We start from the raw sequence: 20826 nt of genomic DNA, 5'->3' as shown, positions 1-20826 counted from the left end.
GCACCAGCAGACATCGACAAAACCAAATTCTTTAATCAACTGTTATTTAAAGCAATTCCTGTAGGAGTCATTGCCGCTTTAATCGCTATTTTCGCTTTAAAATTTGTAATGTGAGATGAAAATGAACTGTATAGATACACATGCACATGTTTTTTCGACTCAGGACCACAGTATCGAAACAGCACGTTATGCACCTGATTATGATGCAATTGTACAAAGTTTTATCTCTCATCTTGATGAACACAATTTCACGCATGGTGTTTTGGTTCAACCCAGCTTTTTGGGTACCAATAACCAAGCGATGTTAAACGCAATTCAGCAATACCCTGAGCGTTTAAAAGGGATCGCCGTTGTTCAACATAAGACAACTTTTGATGAGCTAGTGAAACTCAAGGCACAAGGCATCGTTGGTGTTCGCTTAAATCTATTCGGTCTTAACCCTCCTACGTTAAATACGCCTGACTGGCAAAAATTTTTACGTAATGTGGAAAGCCTCAACTGGCAAGTTGAATTACACGCACCGCCAAAATATCTGGTTCAGCTTTTGCCACAATTAGATGAATACAGCTTTGATGTTGTAATTGACCATTTTGGCCGAGTTGACCGTATTAAAGGGATTAATGATCCAGATTATCAAAAGTTTTTAAGCTTGCTTAATGTCAAGCAGCACTGGATTAAAGTGTCTGGTTTCTATCGTTTGGGTACTACTCCAAACAACATAAACACTGCCCAACAAGCCTATAACATTTTAAAAGACAAAGGTTTTTTACATAAGCTCGTTTGGGGAAGTGACTGGCCCCATACCCAACATGAATCCTTAATAACTTATGAAGATGCAATTAAAGCTTTTAAACAGATTGTGTTTGATAAACACGAGCAATGTTTAATTTTAAATCAGAACCCTACCGAGCTGTTTGGTTTCTCACGTACATAAGGAGTATGTATGAAAAATGATATATCTATATCGGAAGTAGAAAAGTCAACGATCCGTAAACTTTCTTTTCGTATTCTTCCTTTCCTCATTCTTTGTTATTTCATCTCATATATTGACCGAGTAAATATTGGTTTTGCCGCTTTAACCATGAATCAAGAAATTGGTTTAACCGCGACTGCCTTTGGTTTTGGTGCGACATTATTTTTTATTGCATATGTCATATTTGAAATTCCAAGTAATATGGCCATGGAAAAGCTAGGTGCACGTATCTGGATTGCCAGAATCATGATTACTTGGGGAATTGTCGGTTGCTGTACCGCCTTCATTACCGGCCCTATTTCATATGCAATTTCACGGTTTTTACTTGGTGCTGCCGAAGCAGGATTTTTCCCGGGTGTATTACTGTATTTAACACTATGGTTCCCTAAACGATATATGGCTCGAATTGTTGCCGTATTTATGGTTGCCATTCCTTTATCTAATTTTATTGGTTCACCTTTATCTGCTTTATTATTAGGCTTGCATGGTTTAGTTGGCTTAAGTGGATGGCAAGTGCTTTTAATTTTTGAAGCATTGCCTGCAATTCTTCTTGGCATATTATGTTTAGTTTGGCTTCCAAATAAACCGAATCATGTTAAATGGTTAAGTTCTGAGGAAAAAGAATGGCTATCGAGTACCTTAACTTTTGAAAAAAACCAACAGTTAAATACTGAAAAACAAGACAGTGCCGAACAGAAAAAGAGTAAGTTTAAGCTTCTGATTACCAATAAATATTTATGGTTCTTCGCAATTATTTATGCAGGAAGCTCTGCAACCAGCAATATTTTATCATTATGGATGCCTCAGATTTTAAAAGCCTTCCATCTAACTGCTATGCAGACGGGTCTTTTAAATATGATTCCGTTTGGTTTAGCTGCCGCTTTCATGATTGTTTGGGGTGTACATGCCGATAAAAGTGGTAATAAGAGTCTCAACACAGCTATTCCATTGTTTGTGACGAGTTTTGATTTGCTCCTTACTATTTTTACTTCATCTTTAACCTTGAGCTTACTTTTATTCTCACTCGTTTTGATGGGTAACTATGCCATTAAAGGTCCTTTCTGGGCGTTGGTTTCTGAGCGCTTACCACCTACTTTAGTTGCTGTAGGTATTGCAGCAGTAAATACGATTGCGCATATAGGTACTGGGCTTATGAACTCTATTATGGGTATAGTCAAAGATTATTCGGGCAGTTTCCCTGTGTCACTTTTACCGCTCTGCATTCTGACATTTATTGGTGCCGTGATTGCATTGTATTTGGGAAGAAAACCAACTTTACCGAAGGCACAAAAAGTTCAAAAAGCAGTTTAAGTAATCATTTATTTGCTCTCATTCTCTAATCGAACCCTGCTAATGATCAATATTTAGCAGGGCTTTTTTTACCGTAATGAATACGGCTGATTTAAAGAAAAAATATTAAAAGCGATAACCTACACCCAAATAAGTAATTAAAGGATCAATATCAACTTTGGTTGATGCATGAATTAACTGCTTACCTGTTTTGCTATCAATCACATCAATATTTGCTCGGTTATTTAACTTTGCATAGGACACGGAACCAACAGCATACCAATTTGGTGTAATGTCATAAGTAGCGCCTAGACTCACAATTGGAGCAATCGCATCAGTCGTTTTCACTCGAACATAAGGATTTGCACTAGAGGTTTTACCATCTAATGCAGCGCCAGCATTATTGTCTAGCACATTCTGAATCATATGTCCCGCAGCAATTAAGTCTGAGTTGATTTGGTCGTTTAACTTAATATTGGAGAAGCGTGAATACATAACACCAGCACCAATATAGGGTCTAAATTTATTTACACCCGACTTACCGAATTGATATTGGGCTTCTAATGCTGGAGTCCATGCACGTACCGTAGCCGCCTTAGATTTATTACCAAGATTGGTGATTGGAATATCTTGCAGCAAATCTAGTTTATCTCCAATTACTAAAGCTGCTAACCCTTCAGGATTTGCAAAACCAGATAACGGCGCGTTGATTTCTCCTTTCCCCTTAATATCAACTTTTGGAGGAATACCACCGATTAACTGTAAAGACACGTTCTCATTAATATAGTAATTGAACATTAAGCCCAATGTATCTACATCTTCTACTTCAAGCCCTGTACCTTTGCCTTCCCATTGCTCTAGACCTTTAATGGTTGCCGTACCTGTTATATCAGGCGAAACCATATCATTTTCATCTACAAGCCCTAATAGTTGACCAACCGACTGCTCTTGATTGCCATTTTCATCGACTGGATGACTAAACACCATATCAAGAATTTCTTTAGCATTTTCACCCGTTGATAATTTTGCATTAGGGTCTATTGATTTCATAAATGCTGAAGTAGAAATAGTTCCAACTTTGGCCGTGGTTCCATTTGCTACAGCAGTATTTATATTGAATGGATTTGCCTTTCCTTGTGGCATGACATGCAACCATCCAGCAGATACGGAAAACCGTTTAAATTCTGCATGTGCTGTCTGTGTTCCCGTTATAAAAGCCACAGCGAGCAGATTCCCGCCGATTAATTTTAAAATATCCATTTTATTTCCTTTATTTTATTTAAGAGGTTTCCATTAACCTCATCATTTAAAATAAAGATTTTTTGAACTTTTGGTAAAATTTTCCGATAAAAAGTATTATAAAACAATATATTAATTTTAATTAATATATTTTAATTGATTGAAAAATATACAATATAAATGACTTTTGTATGGAATTGATAGATTGAAAAAAAGCCCATCTTCCGATGAGCTTTTTATTTAACTAAATTTCATAATATGTATTAGACTTTAAATTCTGCTAATACAAAGTTTTTTACGATTTCATCAAAATTTGGTTTTAGAAGAGTTGGCTTGCTATCTTTTATAGTTTTATACCAATAACTTGCTGCAACTCCCATGCTAATCAAAGCTAACAATTTCATTGCTCACCTCACTTATTGGGAAGAGTGGACTTCAACTTAACATCCGCGTTTGTAGCGTTCCAACTCGTTTTAACGAGGTTTCTGTATATTTTTTTAAGCAATGTGTAATAAATAAACCCACATCTTTGTGAGCTTTTTTTATAAAAATAGTAAAATTTACTTAGACTTCAGTCACTCTAACCAAGATAGCTTTTCCACCAATATAAAATGCATTTCTAAATAAAGATAAAGAAAGGAACCTTCTAAAATGAAAAAATATTTATTAACTTGCCTCTTACCTATTTTTGCTACTGCTTGTAGTGCTAAACCAACCCCACAAGAAGAACTAGATATTCAAGCTACTTTTTTGCCTACTGTATTCAATCTTGATGCTAGTACTTATGCTTTAGCACCGAAAGAAGCTCCTACTGCTTTAACTAAACAATTGTATGATGATGCATTATTTAAGCTTGGTTTATTAAAAAGATATGATGACCAAGCAAGTGTAAATTTCAAACTTGAAAAAACTGTAGAGTCAATAAAATTAAATACTTTATGTTTAATGAGTAAGTTTGTTAATAACCCAACTTATATAAAAGCTGTAAAGCATAGTATTGAGCAAGAACCTGATTTAAATAAATGGCTTAAGGAAAATCAGCCAAAATGGCAAAAAGCTTTGAGTAAGGAAAACCCAGCAATTTTTGACTACCCATGCAATATAACTATAAAGCCGCTTTGAGCGGTTTTATATAATTATGAATAGATTTTAGAAAAAAGATACGCGTATTAGGTTCACTATCTATTGTTTTGATGAATTTTATAGTCTAATTTAATATCTGTTTTAGCACCTAGCTCTTTTCTCAAACTATGTGTTATTGGCAAGGTCAAATCATTAATTTCATTTAACATTTCTCTAAGTTGAGTATGGCATTCATTCTTCTTATTAAAAGTATATATTTCTTGATCTGAGATTAATTTCTCTAATTTTTCACTTTCTTTTAAATTTTCATCAATAAAATTTAGAATTTTAGGTATACGCTCATCTCTAGGATTTTGAAGTTGTAGATTATCTAAAAGCTCCATTTTTTTATTGAAGATTTCTGTTAGATTTTTTCTTTTTACTTTTAGTTGTTCTAATTCTTCGACTGCTTCCATAAAAGCATTAACAGATTGAATTCTTATTCAAATTTTCCTTAAAACTTTCCAGAAACTCATAAAGTTCTTTTTTTGTTTTGGTAGTGCTAATAAATGCCGCTTTATCTATCGTAATACAAAATTTAGTTATATTTTCAAAGAAAAAAGCCCAGCTATGAGAATCTAGAAGAAATTTTGAAAAGCCATTTACCATAAATGAGTAATGTTCAATTAACTCTAAATAAACATCTCTCCTTGTCTCGGCTAGTCGCGCAACCTTTTGCAAATGTAAAGCTGTGTACCATGAAATTAAGATACCCAAAATGATACCAATTGCACCTATAAATGCAGAGATTAAAGCGTAATCTGCCTGAATTTGAGCGGCTTTTATTGTTGCATCTATCACTTTCTTTTCCTAATTCATTTCAACTTATATCAAATATTGATGACTGTTAAATCAGATAACTGAATAAAATTTAAAGAATAAATATTGGGACTTAACTTTAATAATGATTTTTCAATAAACTATTTAACTAATAGAATCTGCTATTAATGCATCTTTAAGCCACTTGGGTGCGATGAATTCATTTGAATCAAAAAAACTATTTGGAATATTCTGCCAAAACTCCAGAATTGATTCATAAAATTCTTTAAGATTTTCATCAGTCAGAGAAATACATGTATGATCAAACCATCCATCAATTTCGAATCTATTCTCCTCATAATCATAAAAATAGAAAGGATAATTTTTTCTTAATTCATTTAATGAGTCGCCATTTCCATGTTTGTATATATTAACTATTAAACGGCAAGCATCTAATTTCTCAAAAAAGTTTTCCTGTCTAATTTTCCATCCCATTACTTCAAATAAATCAAATATTTTACCAATATCAACTTTCCAAATTTTATAAACAACATTTTTCCCACCCCAGTGTCTAGTTTCCTTAGCCATCCATTCTCTTAAGGCTTTATCCCATTGGTGATACATACCAGCCAATATACTTAATAAAGTTTGATCTCTCATCTCATTAAGTAGCATTAATTGTTCATTTGCATTTTCATAAGCTCTTTCACAAAAATCATCTGGGTCATGATAATCGGGATCAAAAAACTCCTCTAAATCCTCCAATTGCTGGTCAGCAATTTCATTGATTTCTTCTTCTAGATTATTAAATTGAGAAAGTAGTCTTTTCTGAGCTTGCTTATAATAGAACTTATGACTATCAATAAATATATTCCTTTCTTGTTCATATATTTCAAATAATATTCTTTTAAACATATATTTTCCCATTTTCCCCATTAACACCTATATTATTCAAATAATTATATTTAATCTACTTACTCAAGTTATGGGAAAAACTATAAAACTCCTAATAATTAAAACAAAAACATTTTCATTTCCCCGCCAAAAAACCTCTCCACCACCACATCCCGTTCATCCAAACTATTTGAGCTTAAAATCTGGAACATCAAGCCATCTATTAGGTTTAAAACCAAATTGGCGTCAGGTTTTAATGCATGGCTTTCTAAACTAAAAATCAGGTCAAAAATCTCATGAAGTAGCCATTTTCTATACTCTATTGCCATACGGTAAGCGTGTGGGTAAGCGATTTTAATTTCAAAAAAGGCTTTTAGTAAAAAGTAGTACAGGCTATTAAAGTTGGCATGTAAAACAATAATTTCTTTGAGTTTATCTTTTGAAGTGCGGTAATGGCCTGAGTAAATAATGGAGAGCACTTCTTCTCTGAGCAAGCTTTTTTGAAAGGCAATGCACATTTCGATCAGGCCTTCTTTTGAACCAAAATATTTATAAAAGGTGGATTTGGTGATTTTGGCTTCTTTAGCAATCAGGTCTACGCCCGCTGTGTGAAACCCGTAAGTTGTAAATAGGTGTATAGCAGTTTGAATAACATGTAGTTTTTTCGAAGATATTTCTAAATTTGACATAGTTTTGCCGTTATAAATTCTTGTTGTTTCTAAATGAGATTAAAAAGCCTGTACCTTTTCTGGGAGAAAAAAAGGCTCAGCAAAGCCTATAAAGACTGTGCTTGGCACAAATCAAGTTTTATTGTTGCTAAGTTTTTGGTCGTGACGATTTAAAGCCAAAAAAGCCTATAGGCAATCAAGCTGCTTTAAATTGATTTAAGTGGTGTCGAGATAGTTTTTGACAGTGACTGCCAATAATTTATGAATGTGCATAGCCAACTCCTTCTTTTGGGAGTTCTGCCAAAGCATTATAAATTATGGTGGCAGAACGGAAGCGGGTTGACGGACTGGTTTCAACTCCAGCACACTCGAAAGTGTCCCACTCCCGTCCTACCGCTACGGGAGGGAACGAGGTGTGCACACAAAACTATTCCTCAGAAGAAATAGTCCTGAAGTGGTTGAAATAGCGGTCCGTCAAAACCGACTGGCAATGTAGGCCAGCCCGCAAAGGATAGTATCCAAGTCACTTACAGTCAAGCATACAAAATGACATTTGCTTTAAATTAGATCATTAAAAAGTAAGGATAAATAGTTAAAATTTATTGTTAATTTTTTATTTATAAAAATGCATAAAAACAAAACACTCTACTCGTGTCACTGCTCAAATATCCGTTCCAATTAGCAATTCTTTTAGCCGACCTTGAGCCTTTTATGGCAACTTAAATGGAAATACGTAAATGACATTACTAGCCATAGGATAAATCCCTAGGCTTTCGGTTCTTTCTTTCAATTGTTCTATAGAAAGTCCTGAAATGGGTTCACGCCCGCCCCAAACCAACAAGCCTTTTTTAGCATAGTCTTCGAGTACTTCTATGGTTTTTCCATTTTTAAGCTCAATCACAACATTTTTTTCTTTAATTGGGAGTAATTGCGCATTTTCATCGGTAACGAACATGGTCAGGCTTATAGCTGTCGCTATTTGTTCTTGGTATGGCGCGATAATAATTCCATTACTAGCAACTGGCGTGATGCTCAGTTGTGAAAACTGCAAATCGGTTATAGCATCTTGATTGGGAGCTCGACCACTCCATATAAGAATGCCTTCAGGGAACGCGGCTAAAGGTTCTTGGCTGTCATTGATCTCTAGTATTTTTCCGTCATCAAATTTAATAACCAGACTTTGTCCTGCATAGCGTGTTAAAGCACTATTTTGGTCAACAGCAAAAATTTTCATTTAATTTTATTCCCCAACAGCCAAGCATAAGATCATAACGTCTAGCTATTCGTTTTAAGTTGGTATTTTTGTATTGCCACCATTTATCCAAATACGCGTTATTCGCCTTTAAATATTTGGGTAGTTATTGTTTATTTTGCTAAATTCTATGGTGAAACACTTTATTGGCAGAATTAAGTCTATTTCTATATGCCAGAAAATCTTATGGATAATACACTGCGCAAAGTTAATGGTATTACTGATTCAATTTATATATTTCACTAAAAATATCTTTTATAAAAAGGCTTAAACTCTAAAAATTTAAGCCTTTTTCATACATAAAGGTTATTGAATGAACTTTATAGTTTCTACATCACGGCATCGAATTAAGATAAAAATTCTTTAATCGTTTCTTGCATACTTGTAGTGGCACGACCAATTAACTGGTGCAGGTCTTTACTATCACTGTATAAAGCATTTTTAGATACGCCTTCATCTGAATCTGCCAAGATACTTGCAAAGCCTTCTGGTAAACCCACTTGTATCAAGAGCGCTTGATATTCCTCTTTTGATAAATCTTGGTAAGTTACTTCTTTTTTACTGATTTCACTTGCCCATTTTGCTACGTCATCAAGGGTATAACTTGTATCACCTGCAAGTTCATAAACTTTATTTTGATGCCCTTCTTGAGTTAATACTACAGCGGCAGCAGTTGCATAATCTAAGCGTGAAGCAGAAGTAATTTTGCCGTGATGTGTTGCCCCGAAAATTTTGCCTTGCTCTACTGTTTGTGCAAGTCCCATTGCATAGTTTTCGTTGTACCAACTATTACGTAATAATGTATATGCAATATTTGATGTTTTTAAATATTGCTCGGTCTCAACATGCTCTTGTGCCAATAGAAGCGGTGATGTATCTGCTTTTAATAAGCTTGTGTAAACAATAAATTTTACGTTTGCAAGTTTTGCTGCATTAATCACATTTTGGTGTTGTACTGTACGTTGACCAACCTCACTCGATGAGATTAATAAAAGCTTATCAATACCTGACAATTGAGCCGAAAGTTTATTGCCATCATGACTATAATCAAAAGCACGAACTTCGATTCCTTTTAAGCTTAAACCTGATGCTTTTTCTGGATTGCGGACTAATGCGACAATATTTTTTGCCTCATTACGTTCGAGTAATTGAGAAATAACGGATTGGCCAAGTTGACCTGATGCCCCAGTAACTGCAATACGCATGATAATCTCCACTTGATGTCATTGATGTATTCCAATCATCGTAGTACCTTAACTTACTAAAAGTAAGTACTTACCTAAAAGTAAGCTTACGAACAAATGTAAAGTTTTGTAGTTAAGGTAGTGAACGATGAAAGGATACGTTTTTGCAGCAGATTGTCCCTCTCGAAAAATTTTGTTAACGCTGACGAGTCGTTGGAGTATTTTGATTTTAGTTGCGCTTCGAGATCAGCGTTTGCGCTTTAATGAGTTAAAGAAAATAATTGATGGCATTAGCGAAAAGATGTTAGCACAAACTTTAAAAACACTTGAAAATGAAGGTTTTATCATTCGTCAAGATTATGCGGAAATACCACCTCGTGTAGATTATCTACTCACAGACTTTGGACGAGAAGCTTCCGAAAGACTTTTTGATTTAACAACTTGGCTTGAAAATAATATATCCAATTTATTGGAAAATCAGCCTAGTCCAGAAACAGTTCAAAATTAACGTATGTAAATACTGGCAGATCAAAAGGAAAAGTCGTTTTACAATTTGACTCATAATATTTTTTTCATCTTATTGTTAAGCTTTATACAAAATATGATTGCTCTCTTTTTATTTTTATGTATGATTGAGTAATCACTCAATTAATTTATTTGTATATGGCTCGTCCTCGTAGTGAAGATAAACGTAATGCAATTTTAAGCGCTGCTATCGAAACATTAGCAGAGCTTGGCGAACGTGCGTCTACTTCAAAAATTGCTAAAGTTGCTGGCGTGGCAGAAGGCACTTTATTTACCTACTTTAGTAATAAAGAAGAATTGCTTAATCAGTTATATCTTTCGCTCAAGGCCGAGCTACGTCAGGTCATGATGCTTGGTTACCCTACCGACTCAGACTTACAAACACAAATGTCGCATATCTGGCAAAGCTATTTGGACTGGAGTTTAAAAGCTCCCCTTAAACGTAAAGTGATGGCGCAGCTTTCAACATCGGAACAAATTACCGAGCAAAGCAAACAAATTGGTATGCAAACCTTTTGTGACCTCACCCAAAACATTCAAGAACGTATTAACGATGGAAAATTAAGAGATTATCCACCGTTATTTATTGCTTCAATTTTAGGTGCGCTTGCCGAAGTTACACTTAATTTTATTGCCCAAGACCCTGCTCAAGCCGAGCGTTATCGAAAATCTGGCTTTGAAGCGTTTTGGCATGCTGTTTCAATATAGATAAAAGAGTAAGGATGCACGGCGTCCTTATTTTTAAACCAATTAATGAGTGAGTAAATACTCATTTAATTAAATCAAAATAAGTACTTAACCCAAGTTCTTATTTGCATATATAGGTTTGTTCCAATAAGGAAAAACAAGATGACGATTTCAAACACAACAGACTTGCCTTCTCCCTTAATGCCATCTCAGCAGCACAATGGCAAATTTAGAAATACGCGTCCAAACCAACACAAGCCTTCTTTTGGCAAAATGCTCCAACTCATGTGGAAGTTTCTATTTAACAAGCCAAAAGACACTGTACCCAACAAAGAAATTCCTGTTTTAAGCTTAACCAAAGAACAGCTTTTAAGTGCACCTGACCGCTCTCTATTTCGTTTAGGCCACTCAACCATTTTGTTAAAACTGCAAAATGAGTTTTGGTTAACCGACCCTGTTTTTTCTGAACGTGCTTCACCTTTTCAATGGATTGGTCCAAAACGTTTTCACCAGCCACCGATTAGCATTGCAGACTTACCACCGATTAAAGGTGTGATTTTGTCGCATAACCACTACGACCACCTCGATTACCATGCGGTTATGCAGCTTAACGATAAAGTTGAACATTTCTTAACGCCGCTTGGTGTGGGCGATACCCTTATTAAATGGGGAATTCCAGCAGAGAAAGTTCAACAGCTCGACTGGTGGGATACTACCCATGTAGAGGGGCTTGAACTGGTGGCTACCCCTGCCCATCATTTTTCAGGCCGTGGTATGGGCGATAGCAATGCGACGCTTTGGGCGTCGTGGGTGATTATTGATAATGACTTACGTGTGTTTTTTAGCGGTGACACGGGATATTTTGATGGATTTAAAGAGATCGGGCATCGTTATGGTCCGTTTGATTTGACCATGTTAGAAACTGGTGCTTATGACCCTGAATGGCCCGATGTTCACATGCAACCAGAGCAAACTTTACAAGCGCATATCGATTTAAAGGGTCGTCATTTGTTGCCTGTACATAATGGTACTTTTGACTTGGCGCTTCATGCTTGGGACGACCCGTTTGAACGTATTGTGGGTTTGGCTCATGAAAATAATTTAGCCATTAGCACACCGCAAATGGGACAACTCTTGAACTTAAACGAGCCGAATGTTGAAAATTATTGGTGGCGTTCATAGTTTGATAAAAATAAGCCGAATGCTCCATTTGCAGTATTCGGCTTATCTTATTTATAACTTTGAGTGATTTTCACGAAGCACTCTTTTCAAGCGTTTCTATAATTGCTAAAGCTGTCTTTTTAGCTGAAAACGGGTTTTGACCAGTAATCAAATTGCCATCTTGAACGACATACGGCGCAAAAGGAATAAAAGCCTTTTCATAACGAGCACCATATTCTTTAGCGAGTTCTTCGGCATTGTACGGCACTTTTTTCGCTACCCCTGCCAGAACCTCTTCACTCCATGCGAAGCCAGTTAACTTTTTACCTTCTATTAGACGTTTGCCATTTGAAAGTCTGACGTTAAGCAAACCGCAATAACCGTGGCATACACTCGAAACAATCCCACCTTTTTCATAAATTTTTTTGGTGATTTCTTGCAGTTCAGGGTTATCTAAAAAATCCCACATCACACCGTGACCACCCGTGTAATAGATCACGTCATAATCTTGCCAATGAATATCGGAAGGCTTAAAAGTATTTGCTAACAAGGTAATAAAAGCTTGGTCTTTTTCTCTGGCTTTAACAGATTTATCTGCAACCAAAGGTGCAAGCGATTTAGGCTCGATCGGGGTTTTTCCGCCATTTGGGCTGACAATATCTTGCACATAACCTTGCTTTTCAAACTCATCATAAGCATGGGTGAGTTCACCTAACCACAGTCCAGTTTGTTGGTCTACATCCTTATAGCGTGAAACATTGGTCACGACATGTAATATGCGTTTAGACATTTTGTCACCTCATTTTTCATATTTATAATTCTATTCTTTCATCTATCAAAGCATAGAAAGCTGTTACTGAAAGTGTGTGCTTGGTAAAGTTATGAACCTTGATTTTAAGTAACTATAAGTCTAAAGTTAACTTGAATGTCAATAGAGTATGTGGCTATGAATATTAGCGAGTTATCGAAACTAAGTGGTTTAAGTACCCCTACAATTCGTTATTACGAGCAAATCAAACTCTTGCCTAAAGCAAAAAGAAAGTCGAATGGTTATCGTGAATATACAGATAACGATTTAAAGCAACTTTCTTTAATTCAACAGGCCCAGCAAGTCGGTTTTTCTTTAGCAGAAATTAAATCATTTTTACCATCAAAAGTGACTACTTGGAACCATGACGCACTCATCCAAACACTTGAATCTAAAATTCAGGAAATCGAACTTTTAGAACAAAAACTTAAAGTCAGTAAGCAAAATTTACTCACCATGATTGAAGCAATTAATAACAAACCCGATGAAATTACCTGTGAAGAAAATGCCGAACGCCTTATGAATCTCTATTACGATAAATCAAAAATGCCGTAAACCTATAGAATTCTATTGACCTTAAAGTACACTTTAAACATACGATGGGTCACAGGTGATAAATGAGGAACCTGTGATGTTTAAAGTGTGGAATTTTCAACGTTGGTTAACCATTATTTTTGCCATTTTTTTGACTACACATATAGTACATGCCGCAGAGTCAGATAAAGCTCAAAGCCTTACCACAGCAAATGGAAAAATTTTAGTCGTAATGACCAATCACTCGGCTTACCCTTCCCGTTCAGATAAAACAGGACTTTGGCTAACCGAACTCACTCATTTTTACGATGTGGCTTTAGCTGCTGGTTATGAAATGGATTTTGTAAGTCCTTTAGGTGGTAAGGTTCCTCTAGATGAACGTAGTTTAAAGTCCATTTACCTAGACAAATCTGCCCGTCAGCATTTAGCCGACCCAGCATTTATGCAACGGTTAAAAACAACATTAGCTCCGAACGCGATTAATCCTACCCAGTACAAAGCTATTTACTATACGGGTGGGCACGGCACCATGTGGGATTTCCCAAATAATAAAGCTTTGCAAAACATTAGCGAACAGATCTATCACCAAGGTGGAGTTGTTTCAGCGGTATGTCACGGCGTGGGTGGTTTATTGCCTTTACAGGATGAAAATGGCAAACCCTTAATTGCAGATAGAACTGTTACTGGTTTTGCAAATATAGAAGAAACACTTTCAGGTATTAAGTCTCAAGTTCCATTTTCTTTACAAAATGGTCTCATTGAACGTGGTGCAAAATATAAACAAGCATTTATTCCGTTTACCTCGTATGTGGTTTCAGACGACAGAATTATTACTGGACAAAACCCTCAGTCGAGCAAAGAAATTGCCCAAGCAGTTGTTAAGCGTTTAAGTACAATTCAATAAACTGAAAAAGCCGAATTACAGACCAGCGCTGTAATTCGGCTTTCCATACAAATATTATAGAAAAAATTAACTTATCTTTTGATAGTGAAGACCTATCGCGCCAGAAGCAAAAGTTTTATTTTCAATGAGTTTAAGATTAGTCTTTTCTTTAATACCTTGGAATAGTGGCAAGCCACTACCAATTAAAACGGGCGAAACCGTAATTTTATATTCATCAATTAAACCAAGTTGTATTAGATAGTGTGCAAACCGTGGACTCCCCAAAATCACCATATCCTTGCCCGGTTGCTGCTTGAGCTTATTAATTTCTTCTTCAACATGATCTTTCACAAGTCTGGAATTATTCCATTCAACTGTATCTAAGGTGGTTGAAAAAACGATTTTTTCAATCTTTTCAATCCACTCAGCATGATTTCGTTCATGCTCCGAAGCTTCGGGGTTTGAAAGCATGGTTGGCCAATAATTATGCATCATCTGGTAAGTCGCACGTCCCCAAATTACCGTATCGGCAGTGCTCAAAATTTCTTTGGCATGATTTGCCAAATCGGCATCGTAAGCAATCCAGCCTATGTCCATTGCCCCATTTGGTCCTTCGACAAAACTATCAAGCGATGCATGTAAAAACAGTATGAGTTTTCTCATTATTCTCATTCCTTTGTTATGAAAAAGATTTATCGTTTTTTAGTATATTCAATTTAAATGATGTCTTATGGAGTGTTTTGTTTTCTGATTTTTCTTGAATCTATATAGCTCTATATCCTCCTGAAATATTTATAAATTATATAAATGACCCGAACGAGAATGGCTCCTTATTCGGGTTATCTATAAACTTACTGTTTTAATAAAGGCTTGGTTAAGTAATGACTAGCGGGCCAGAACCCGGCAGCTCGGTCACTAGCTTATAACCCATCAGTTTTGCGGGTGTATATGTACCGCCTTTCACGGTATTTTTGAGTAAATAATTCACCACAGTCAGTGAGCCATTTACGGTAAGACTATAGGCGTTTTCCGTTTGAATACGGGCAGTTTTGATTTCCCCACGTGCATTTCTTGCTTCACCCCAAACATAGGTAGGTACTTTCGCGCGAAGCTCCTCATTTGGCCCCACAACCGTTTTTTCAATACGTGACTTAATAAACTTCTGCACAGCATTCATTTTTAATACCGGGCGTACATAGTTCAGCATTTTCGCGCCAAAAATCATTTTAGGAAATGCAGGTACAAACACCTCAATGTTTGGAATACCGGTTGTATAGAACGCTGTAGATACGTCTCCCCAAGGAACACTCATGGCACTTTTTTTACCATCACCAAAATCAATAGTCCGGACATAATGTGCTAACGGAACAGTGGTAATTTTTCCGTTTTTACGAATTTTTCCACCTTCGGCCATACCTTCTGTACTTGTTTTGGCTGTACCCGGTGAAAACCCAGTTCTAGAGTCAAAACCAAGCGCTAAATGGGTCGCATCTGGCAGTGCTTCTTTCAAGGCAGCAGCAACACAGTCTGTTGGAATGACATCAAAACCCACACCCGGACAAAGCACAATATCGGCTTTTTCGGCTTGGCTCTTCAGTGACTGTGCCAATTCAAATACAGCAATTTCACCCGTAATATCTAAATAGTGAGCACCAGCTTTTATACAAGCTTCCATCATGGGTTTTGATGTTGCTGAAAATGGCCCTGCACAGTGCATAACCAGCTTAAAACCTTGAAGTTGCTCACTTATTGCATCTACGTTATCAAGTCCAAAAGCTTTATAGTCAAGCCCTAACTCTTGAGCAAGTGCTTCAACCTTAGCTTTGTTACGGCCAGCCAAAGTCGGTTTTAGACCTTGGCGTACAGCTTCACGAGCGATTAATTCGCCCGTGTAGCCATTTGCTCCATAAATTAACCAATTTGAATCGTTAAGATTTGTCATAACACAACTCACTTTTTAAGAAGCAAATGAATAGTCACGCATGCCTTTTTTATACTGGCGAGTACGGCATGACATCGCTGATTGTTGCAAAATTAAAGCCCAAGCTGGTGAAACATTTGGTTTTGTTTTTTTACCAGCACTTAAATTACGTAACTGGAATTTGACCACAGCCATGTTGGCAAGTGAAGCCAATGTTTTATTTTCCCATGTAATTGGCTTGAGTTCAGGTGAAATATTTTGGCCTTGTTTCCAAGCATTTGGCAAATTAGGTTCAATCGCTAAAGCTGTGGCAATACCGACCATATCTACACCACTTTCAATTACTTTTTCTGCCACTTGTTTACGGCGTATGCCACCTGTCACCATAACAGGCATTTTGGCAACTTTACGAATTTCTTGTGCAAATTCTAAAAAGTAAGCTTCACGGGCAAGTGTACGACCATCACGTGCTTGGCCTTGCATTGCAGGCGCTTCATAGCTACCACCTGAAAGTTCAACCAAATCGACTGCATGCTCATTTAACATTTTAACCACTTGCTGAGCATCTTCAGCGCTAAAACCGCCACGCTGAAAATCGGCTGAATTTAGTTTCACTGCAACCGTAAACTGTGGCGAAACCACTTTACGAACCGCTTCCACAATCTCAATTAAAATACGAGCGCGGTTTTCTAAAGAACCGCCCCAACGATCTTGGCGCTTATTGCTGAGTGGAGAAAGAAACTGGCTTAATAAATACCCATGTGCTGCATGAATTTCTACACCAGTAAATCCTGCTTTTTCACCTAAACGTGCCGTGTTTGCAAAACGCTGAATCACTTCTGCAATCATGGATTCAGTCATTTCAATTGGTGTATTAAAGCGATTTGACATTTTGCCAAGATCAAGTGAAATTGCAGAAGGTGCCCAAGTCTGCTGACCTAGGCTAGCTTGCATTTGTCGACCCGGATGGTTAATTTGAAGCCAAACCTGAGCACCTTTGGAACGGCTAATTTGTGCCCATTTTTTGAAAGTATCTAGATGCTTTTCATCTTCAAGCACTACGCCGCCCGGTCCAGTCATCGCTCGGCGGTCTACCATCACATTTCCGGTAATGATTAGACCTACGCCACCATTTGCCCAAGCCTGATATAAATGCATTAATTCTTCTGATGGTGCATGGTTTAAATCAGCCATATTTTCTTCCATTGCCGCTTTAGCAATACGGTTAGGAACATATGAGCCATTTGGGAATACTAATTTTTCGAACACTTTCATTGGAATGACCTCATTCAGTATGGCTTTACTTTAAGATTAAAGCTAACTTTAATGTCAATACCTTTTATTATTTCTCTATTTATTATTTTTAATTTCAATTGTTTATAAATAAAAAAGAGGCACTTAATAGGCCTCTTTTTTTTAAAGTTTAAAGCTTTAAATTATTCGCGAATAAATGCTAATAAGTCCGCATTAATTACTTCATGGTTTACGGTTAACATACCGTGAGAAAAACCTGGGTAGATTTTGAGTTGGCTATTTTGAAGTAACTCAGCAGATTTCACACCAGACGTCTTATAAGGCACGATCTGGTCGTCGTCACCATGTAATACCAAAACAGGAATGGTGATTTTCTTTAAATCTTCGGTAAAGTCAGTTTGTGAGAACGCCACAATACCATCGTAATGTGCTTTTGCACTGCCCGTCATACCCTGACGCCACCAGTTAGCAATAATACCTTCAGATGGTTTCGCATCTGGTCGGTTAAAACCATAGAATGGGCCAGATGGGAGGTCTCGGAAAAATTGTGCACGGTTTGTGAGAACCTGATTTTGAAGGTCATCAAAAACTTCTTTTGGTAAACCTTCAGGATTATTTTCAGTTTTAACCATAAGCGGTGGTACTGCACTGACAAGAACAGCTTTCTTGACGTTTTCCTGACCATAACGTGCAATATAGTGAGCCACTTCACCGCCACCTGTTGAATGGCCGATATGAATTGCATTTTTAATGTTCAGATGTTTAACCACTTCTGCCACATCATCTGCATAATGGTCCATATCGTGACCATCCCATACCTGACTCGAACGCCCATGTCCACGGCGGTCATGAGCAACTACACGAAAACCTTCTTTAAGGAAAAAAAGCAATTGTGTATCCCAATCATCTGAACTCAAAGGCCAACCATGATGAAAAAATAGAACTTGGGCATCACGTGGTCCCCAATCTTTATAAAAAATCTCTACACCGTCTTTTGTCGTTACGTATCCCATCTTTGTTCTCCTGCTAAAAAACTACTTATAGATTGGTTATAAAATTTGAATATTGATACTAAGCTTAAAGTTAACTTTAAGGTCAATTACTTTAATTGTATTTTTAAAATAAAATTTATATGAAAGCACGGCCTTAAACTCTTCTCATCTTTCCCCTTTTTTATTTCATTTAAATGTCAAAGCCTTTAGCCATCAAAATTAAAATCTTGACTTTAAAGTGAACTTTAAACTTATAGTTTCTGTAGTGGTTCTAAATTAACACGTCTTCATATGGACAGCATTAGATACTCGGTCAATTAATGTAAAGGTGAATTTTCATGGATATAAAACAACAATTTACTGAGGTTGAATTTGGGCAACAAAAAATCAAAGTACCCAAAGGTGGTTATTATGACCGTTTTAGAATGAATCCCGATTTAGATGAAGTTGCAAAAGATCCAGCAGCTGGAAATATAGACTTTTTCCGTCATATTCCTAAAAAATTAGTTGAATCAAGAGTTGGTCCTGTTTGGGCACCTAACTTTTATTATCGTAGCGCAAATGTGCAACTGCTGATGCTTGCACCTATTAAACAGATTAAAACAAAACTTCCTGCTGACTTAACACCATTACAACCCTTTCCGGGTTATGGGTTGGTCGCCGTTACTTTCTTTACCTATTCGGTTTGTGACAATGACCCTTATAACGAAGTGTCGATTGCGATTGTGGTACGCAAGCCTAATGCGCATGGGCCACATATTGCAGAACTAATCAAATCGATGCGTCAACGTCATTTTTATGCACATGTTTTGGCGTTACCTGTCGATACAGAAATTGCCAGAGTACGGGGTGTATATGGTTACCAGTTACCGAAATGGCTGACTAAAATTGACGTGAACATTAATTCCAAAAGCGTTCAAGCCAATATTTTTGATCTTAATGGTAAGTTAGATTTAAGTTTAGAGACTGCTGTCCCCACTTTAAAACATGTTGACTCTGAAACACATATTAATAAAGCAACCATGCTACATGTTGTTGATGGTAAATGGCACCAGACAGAGGTTCAATCCAACATTCTTTCTTTCGCGCAAAAGCTTTTTCCAAAGAAAGTAAGATTAGTGAAAAATGAAGGTCCTTTAACAAAGCTATTAAATGAACTAGGTGTTTCAAAAATTTTGCGTTTAGATGTTATAGAAGATGCGCAAGTCGTGCTTAATTTGCCTACTCCGCTATAGATTTATTATTCGAAATATAAAAAAGAGACCTTCATATGGTCTCTTTTTATTTTTTAGATCACTTCTCTGGTCATCTCACCATTCACCAGTCTTAAAATCTGCAATGGGTTGCCATCTTTTAAAGCTTCCGGCAATAAACTTTGCGGATAGTTTTGGTAACACACAGGTCTTAAGTAACGGTCAATGGCCAAGGTTCCAACAGAAGTACCTCTTGCATCTGAAGTGGCTGGGTATGGCCCGCCGTGTACCATCGCATCACACACTTCTACACCCGTTGGGTAGCCATTTATGAGTAATCGACCGGCTTTTTCCTCTAAAACTGGCACTACATCTGCAAACTCGGTTAAGTCAGCTTCATCGGCAATTAAAGTCGCAGTCAGTTGACCATTCATGCTTTGTAGCGCCTGAATGAGTTGGGCTTTATCTTCAACTTCAATAATGACTGTGGTTGGCCCAAAAATTTCTTCCTGTAAAAGCTGGTCACCCGCCAGTAAAAGCTCAACATCAGCTTTAAACAGTTGCGGCTGAGCCTGATTGCCTTGTTGAGTTTGACCTGCCAAATGCTTAATGCCTTGATGCTGGGTTAAGTGCTCAAGACCAGCGGTATAACTTTTTAAGGTTCCGGCATTGAGCATAGTTTGTGCAGGCTTAGCCCACATAATGTCGGTTAGGTTGCTAATGAGCTGGCTAAATTCGACCGATTTAATACCCAAGATTAAACCCGGATTGGTACAGAACTGACCACAGCCTAGAACCACTGAATCTGCCAAGTCCTGTGCAATTTTGTCACCACGGTTTTTTAAGGCTTCAGGCAACATCAACATCGGGTTAATACTGCTCATTTCAGCAAATACAGGAATCAGTTGTGGACGGGCTGCGGCCATGTCACATAAAGCGCGACCACCACGCAATGAACCTGTAAAACCCACAGCCTGAATTAAAGGATGCTTAATCAGTGGTTCACCTACGCCATTACCATAAATCATGTTAAATACACCTTTAGGCATATTTGATTTTTCTACGGCACGTTCAATAGCCTGTGCTACAAAGTCTGCTGTGGCCATATGTCCACTATGGGCTTTTACTATCACCGAACATCCAGCCGCTAGTGCCGAAGCAGTGTCACCACCCGCAGTTGAGAATGCTAAAGGAAAGTTACTTGCCCCAAAAACTGCCACAGGGCCAACACCGATTTTAATCTGGCGCAGGTCTGGGCGAGGTAAAGGCTGACGCTCAGGTAAAGCGGTATCAATACGGGCACCTAAAAAGTCACCACGGCGTAACACTTTGGCAAACAGGCGCATTTGCCCACTGGTACGGGCACGTTCACCTTGTAAGCGTGCAAGTGGCAAAGCGGTTTCCTGTGAAACGATTTCAAGAAAATCTGTACCCAATGCATCAAGTTCATCGGCAATATTTTCTAGAAAAACAGCACGCTGTTCAGG

23 protein-coding genes are annotated in these 20826 nt (G+C 37.2%); 9 read left to right on the top strand and 14 right to left on the bottom strand.

The window, feature by feature from the left end; all coding sequences use genetic code 11:
- Window positions 1–121: 121 nt before the first annotated feature.
- Complete coding sequence (locus J582_RS21640; protein WP_032048580.1) at window positions 122–934, top strand: amidohydrolase family protein; 813 nt, start codon at window positions 122–124, stop codon at window positions 932–934.
- A 9-nt stretch (window positions 935–943) separates the two neighbouring features.
- Window positions 944–2284, top strand: a complete 1341-nt coding sequence (locus J582_RS21635) for an MFS transporter (protein ID WP_032048579.1) — start codon at window positions 944–946, stop codon at window positions 2282–2284.
- A 105-nt stretch (window positions 2285–2389) separates the two neighbouring features.
- Here the strand turns inward: J582_RS21635 and J582_RS21630 are convergent, their stop codons facing one another.
- Both J582_RS21630 and J582_RS26300 read right to left on the bottom strand, forming a co-directional pair.
- Window positions 2390–3523 carry an OmpW/AlkL family protein gene (locus tag J582_RS21630; RefSeq protein WP_032048578.1) on the bottom strand — a complete coding sequence of 378 codons (1134 nt, stop codon included), beginning with the start codon at window positions 3521–3523 and terminating at the stop codon, window positions 2390–2392.
- 242 nt (window positions 3524–3765) lie between these two features.
- Window positions 3766–3906, bottom strand: coding sequence for a hypothetical protein (locus J582_RS26300; protein ID WP_002050829.1), 141 nt, complete (start codon window positions 3904–3906; stop codon window positions 3766–3768).
- A 247-nt stretch (window positions 3907–4153) separates the two neighbouring features.
- Between J582_RS26300 and J582_RS21620 the strand changes: the two genes are divergently transcribed.
- The gene (locus J582_RS21620) at window positions 4154–4624 is read left to right on the top strand and encodes a hypothetical protein (RefSeq protein ID WP_032048577.1); all 471 of its coding nucleotides are present in this window, start codon (window positions 4154–4156) and stop codon (window positions 4622–4624) included.
- 56 nt (window positions 4625–4680) lie between these two features.
- Here the strand turns inward: J582_RS21620 and J582_RS27345 are convergent, their stop codons facing one another.
- The 6 genes from J582_RS27345 to J582_RS21600 form a co-directional block, all read right to left on the bottom strand.
- Entirely contained in the window at window positions 4681–5040 is a 360-nt protein-coding gene (locus J582_RS27345; RefSeq protein WP_227556667.1) for a hypothetical protein, read from the bottom strand.
- 7 nt (window positions 5041–5047) lie between these two features.
- Entirely contained in the window at window positions 5048–5425 is a 378-nt protein-coding gene (locus J582_RS27340) for a hypothetical protein (protein WP_227556666.1), read from the bottom strand.
- Between the two features lie 123 nt (window positions 5426–5548).
- Window positions 5549–6319, bottom strand: a complete 771-nt coding sequence (locus tag J582_RS21615) for a hypothetical protein (RefSeq protein WP_050049511.1) — start codon at window positions 6317–6319, stop codon at window positions 5549–5551.
- A 77-nt stretch (window positions 6320–6396) separates the two neighbouring features.
- Window positions 6397–6966: a TetR/AcrR family transcriptional regulator gene (locus tag J582_RS21610; protein ID WP_032048575.1), complete on the bottom strand. Its 570-nt coding sequence runs from the start codon at window positions 6964–6966 to the stop codon at window positions 6397–6399.
- Between the two features lie 688 nt (window positions 6967–7654).
- Window positions 7655–8179 carry a hypothetical protein gene (locus tag J582_RS26290; RefSeq protein WP_049083240.1) on the bottom strand — a complete coding sequence of 175 codons (525 nt, stop codon included), beginning with the start codon at window positions 8177–8179 and terminating at the stop codon, window positions 7655–7657.
- 365 nt (window positions 8180–8544) lie between these two features.
- The gene (locus J582_RS21600; protein ID WP_032048574.1) at window positions 8545–9402 is read right to left on the bottom strand and encodes an SDR family oxidoreductase; all 858 of its coding nucleotides are present in this window, start codon (window positions 9400–9402) and stop codon (window positions 8545–8547) included.
- A gap of 127 nt (window positions 9403–9529) precedes the next feature.
- Between J582_RS21600 and J582_RS0105180 the strand changes: the two genes are divergently transcribed.
- The 3 genes from J582_RS0105180 (at window position 9530) to J582_RS21590 (ending at window position 11775) form a co-directional block, all read left to right on the top strand.
- A complete protein-coding gene (locus J582_RS0105180; protein WP_032048573.1) occupies window positions 9530–9889 on the top strand; it encodes a winged helix-turn-helix transcriptional regulator in 360 nt (119 codons plus the stop codon).
- 155 nt (window positions 9890–10044) lie between these two features.
- Window positions 10045–10614: a TetR/AcrR family transcriptional regulator gene (locus tag J582_RS21595; protein WP_032048572.1), complete on the top strand. Its 570-nt coding sequence runs from the start codon at window positions 10045–10047 to the stop codon at window positions 10612–10614.
- Window positions 10615–10755: 141 nt separating this feature from the next.
- On the top strand, window positions 10756–11775 hold the full coding sequence (locus J582_RS21590) for an MBL fold metallo-hydrolase (RefSeq protein ID WP_032048571.1): 1020 nt from the start codon (window positions 10756–10758) through the stop codon (window positions 11773–11775).
- A gap of 70 nt (window positions 11776–11845) precedes the next feature.
- Here the strand turns inward: J582_RS21590 and J582_RS21585 are convergent, their stop codons facing one another.
- A complete protein-coding gene (locus J582_RS21585) occupies window positions 11846–12544 on the bottom strand; it encodes a type 1 glutamine amidotransferase domain-containing protein (protein WP_032048570.1) in 699 nt (232 codons plus the stop codon).
- Window positions 12545–12700: 156 nt separating this feature from the next.
- Between J582_RS21585 and J582_RS21580 the strand changes: the two genes are divergently transcribed.
- Together J582_RS21580 and J582_RS21575 are read left to right on the top strand one after the other, a co-directional pair.
- On the top strand, window positions 12701–13117 hold the full coding sequence (locus tag J582_RS21580) for a MerR family transcriptional regulator (protein WP_001026793.1): 417 nt from the start codon (window positions 12701–12703) through the stop codon (window positions 13115–13117).
- 76 nt (window positions 13118–13193) lie between these two features.
- Window positions 13194–14000 carry a type 1 glutamine amidotransferase domain-containing protein gene (locus tag J582_RS21575; protein WP_032048569.1) on the top strand — a complete coding sequence of 269 codons (807 nt, stop codon included), beginning with the start codon at window positions 13194–13196 and terminating at the stop codon, window positions 13998–14000.
- Between the two features lie 66 nt (window positions 14001–14066).
- On the opposite strand, the gene J582_RS21570 is transcribed toward J582_RS21575, so the two are convergent.
- The 4 genes from J582_RS21570 to J582_RS21555 form a co-directional block, all read right to left on the bottom strand.
- Window positions 14067–14642: a dihydrofolate reductase family protein gene (locus J582_RS21570; RefSeq protein ID WP_032048568.1), complete on the bottom strand. Its 576-nt coding sequence runs from the start codon at window positions 14640–14642 to the stop codon at window positions 14067–14069.
- A 211-nt stretch (window positions 14643–14853) separates the two neighbouring features.
- Window positions 14854–15921, bottom strand: coding sequence for a saccharopine dehydrogenase family protein (locus J582_RS21565; RefSeq protein ID WP_032048567.1), 1068 nt, complete (start codon window positions 15919–15921; stop codon window positions 14854–14856).
- 15 nt (window positions 15922–15936) lie between these two features.
- Window positions 15937–17175 (bottom strand): NADH:flavin oxidoreductase/NADH oxidase family protein, encoded by a 1239-nt coding sequence (locus J582_RS21560; RefSeq protein ID WP_032048566.1) that lies wholly within the window; start codon window positions 17173–17175, stop codon window positions 15937–15939.
- A 161-nt stretch (window positions 17176–17336) separates the two neighbouring features.
- Window positions 17337–18167 carry an alpha/beta fold hydrolase gene (locus J582_RS21555; protein WP_032014752.1) on the bottom strand — a complete coding sequence of 277 codons (831 nt, stop codon included), beginning with the start codon at window positions 18165–18167 and terminating at the stop codon, window positions 17337–17339.
- A 317-nt stretch (window positions 18168–18484) separates the two neighbouring features.
- Here J582_RS21555 and J582_RS21550 point away from each other — a divergent pair, with 317 nt between their 5' ends.
- The gene (locus J582_RS21550) at window positions 18485–19381 is read left to right on the top strand and encodes a hypothetical protein (protein ID WP_032048565.1); all 897 of its coding nucleotides are present in this window, start codon (window positions 18485–18487) and stop codon (window positions 19379–19381) included.
- Between the two features lie 53 nt (window positions 19382–19434).
- Here J582_RS21550 and J582_RS21545 read toward each other — a convergent pair.
- On the bottom strand, window positions 19435–20826 hold a 1392-nt coding region (locus tag J582_RS21545; protein WP_032048564.1), incomplete at its 5' end, for an aldehyde dehydrogenase (NADP(+)).

The organism is Acinetobacter sp. 1566109 (assembly GCF_000582255.1).
Taxonomy (GTDB): Bacteria; Pseudomonadota; Gammaproteobacteria; order Pseudomonadales; family Moraxellaceae; genus Acinetobacter; species Acinetobacter nosocomialis.
The sequence above is the reverse complement of the archived record's forward strand: the minus strand, read 5'-3'. Positions and strand labels throughout refer to the sequence as shown.

Bases quoted from the DNA above. Each gene is read 5' to 3' on its own strand.
- J582_RS21635 (WP_032048579.1), top strand. From the start codon at position 944: ATGAAAAATGATATATCTATATCGGAAGTAGAAAAGTCAACGATCCGT.
- J582_RS21550 (WP_032048565.1), top strand. From the start codon at position 18,485: ATGGATATAAAACAACAATTTACTGAGGTTGAATTTGGGCAACAAAAA.
- J582_RS21570 (WP_032048568.1), bottom strand. From the start codon at position 14,642: ATGAGAAAACTCATACTGTTTTTACATGCATCGCTTGATAGTTTTGTC.
- J582_RS21580 (WP_001026793.1), top strand. From the start codon at position 12,701: ATGAATATTAGCGAGTTATCGAAACTAAGTGGTTTAAGTACCCCTACA.
- J582_RS27345 (WP_227556667.1), bottom strand. From the start codon at position 5,040: ATGGAAGCAGTCGAAGAATTAGAACAACTAAAAGTAAAAAGAAAAAAT.
- J582_RS0105180 (WP_032048573.1), top strand. From the start codon at position 9,530: ATGAAAGGATACGTTTTTGCAGCAGATTGTCCCTCTCGAAAAATTTTG.
- J582_RS21600 (WP_032048574.1), bottom strand. From the start codon at position 9,402: ATGCGTATTGCAGTTACTGGGGCATCAGGTCAACTTGGCCAATCCGTT.
- J582_RS21630 (WP_032048578.1), bottom strand. From the start codon at position 3,523: ATGGATATTTTAAAATTAATCGGCGGGAATCTGCTCGCTGTGGCTTTT.
- J582_RS21585 (WP_032048570.1), bottom strand. From the start codon at position 12,544: ATGTCTAAACGCATATTACATGTCGTGACCAATGTTTCACGCTATAAG.
- J582_RS21615 (WP_050049511.1), bottom strand. From the start codon at position 6,319: ATGGGGAAAATGGGAAAATATATGTTTAAAAGAATATTATTTGAAATA.
- J582_RS21565 (WP_032048567.1), bottom strand. From the start codon at position 15,921: ATGACAAATCTTAACGATTCAAATTGGTTAATTTATGGAGCAAATGGC.
- J582_RS21610 (WP_032048575.1), bottom strand. From the start codon at position 6,966: ATGTCAAATTTAGAAATATCTTCGAAAAAACTACATGTTATTCAAACT.
- J582_RS21555 (WP_032014752.1), bottom strand. From the start codon at position 18,167: ATGGGATACGTAACGACAAAAGACGGTGTAGAGATTTTTTATAAAGAT.
- J582_RS26290 (WP_049083240.1), bottom strand. From the start codon at position 8,179: ATGAAAATTTTTGCTGTTGACCAAAATAGTGCTTTAACACGCTATGCA.
- J582_RS21595 (WP_032048572.1), top strand. From the start codon at position 10,045: ATGGCTCGTCCTCGTAGTGAAGATAAACGTAATGCAATTTTAAGCGCT.
- J582_RS21590 (WP_032048571.1), top strand. From the start codon at position 10,756: ATGACGATTTCAAACACAACAGACTTGCCTTCTCCCTTAATGCCATCT.
- J582_RS21560 (WP_032048566.1), bottom strand. From the start codon at position 17,175: ATGAAAGTGTTCGAAAAATTAGTATTCCCAAATGGCTCATATGTTCCT.
- J582_RS21575 (WP_032048569.1), top strand. From the start codon at position 13,194: ATGTTTAAAGTGTGGAATTTTCAACGTTGGTTAACCATTATTTTTGCC.
- J582_RS26300 (WP_002050829.1), bottom strand. From the start codon at position 3,906: ATGAAATTGTTAGCTTTGATTAGCATGGGAGTTGCAGCAAGTTATTGG.
- J582_RS21640 (WP_032048580.1), top strand. From the start codon at position 122: ATGAACTGTATAGATACACATGCACATGTTTTTTCGACTCAGGACCAC.
- J582_RS21620 (WP_032048577.1), top strand. From the start codon at position 4,154: ATGAAAAAATATTTATTAACTTGCCTCTTACCTATTTTTGCTACTGCT.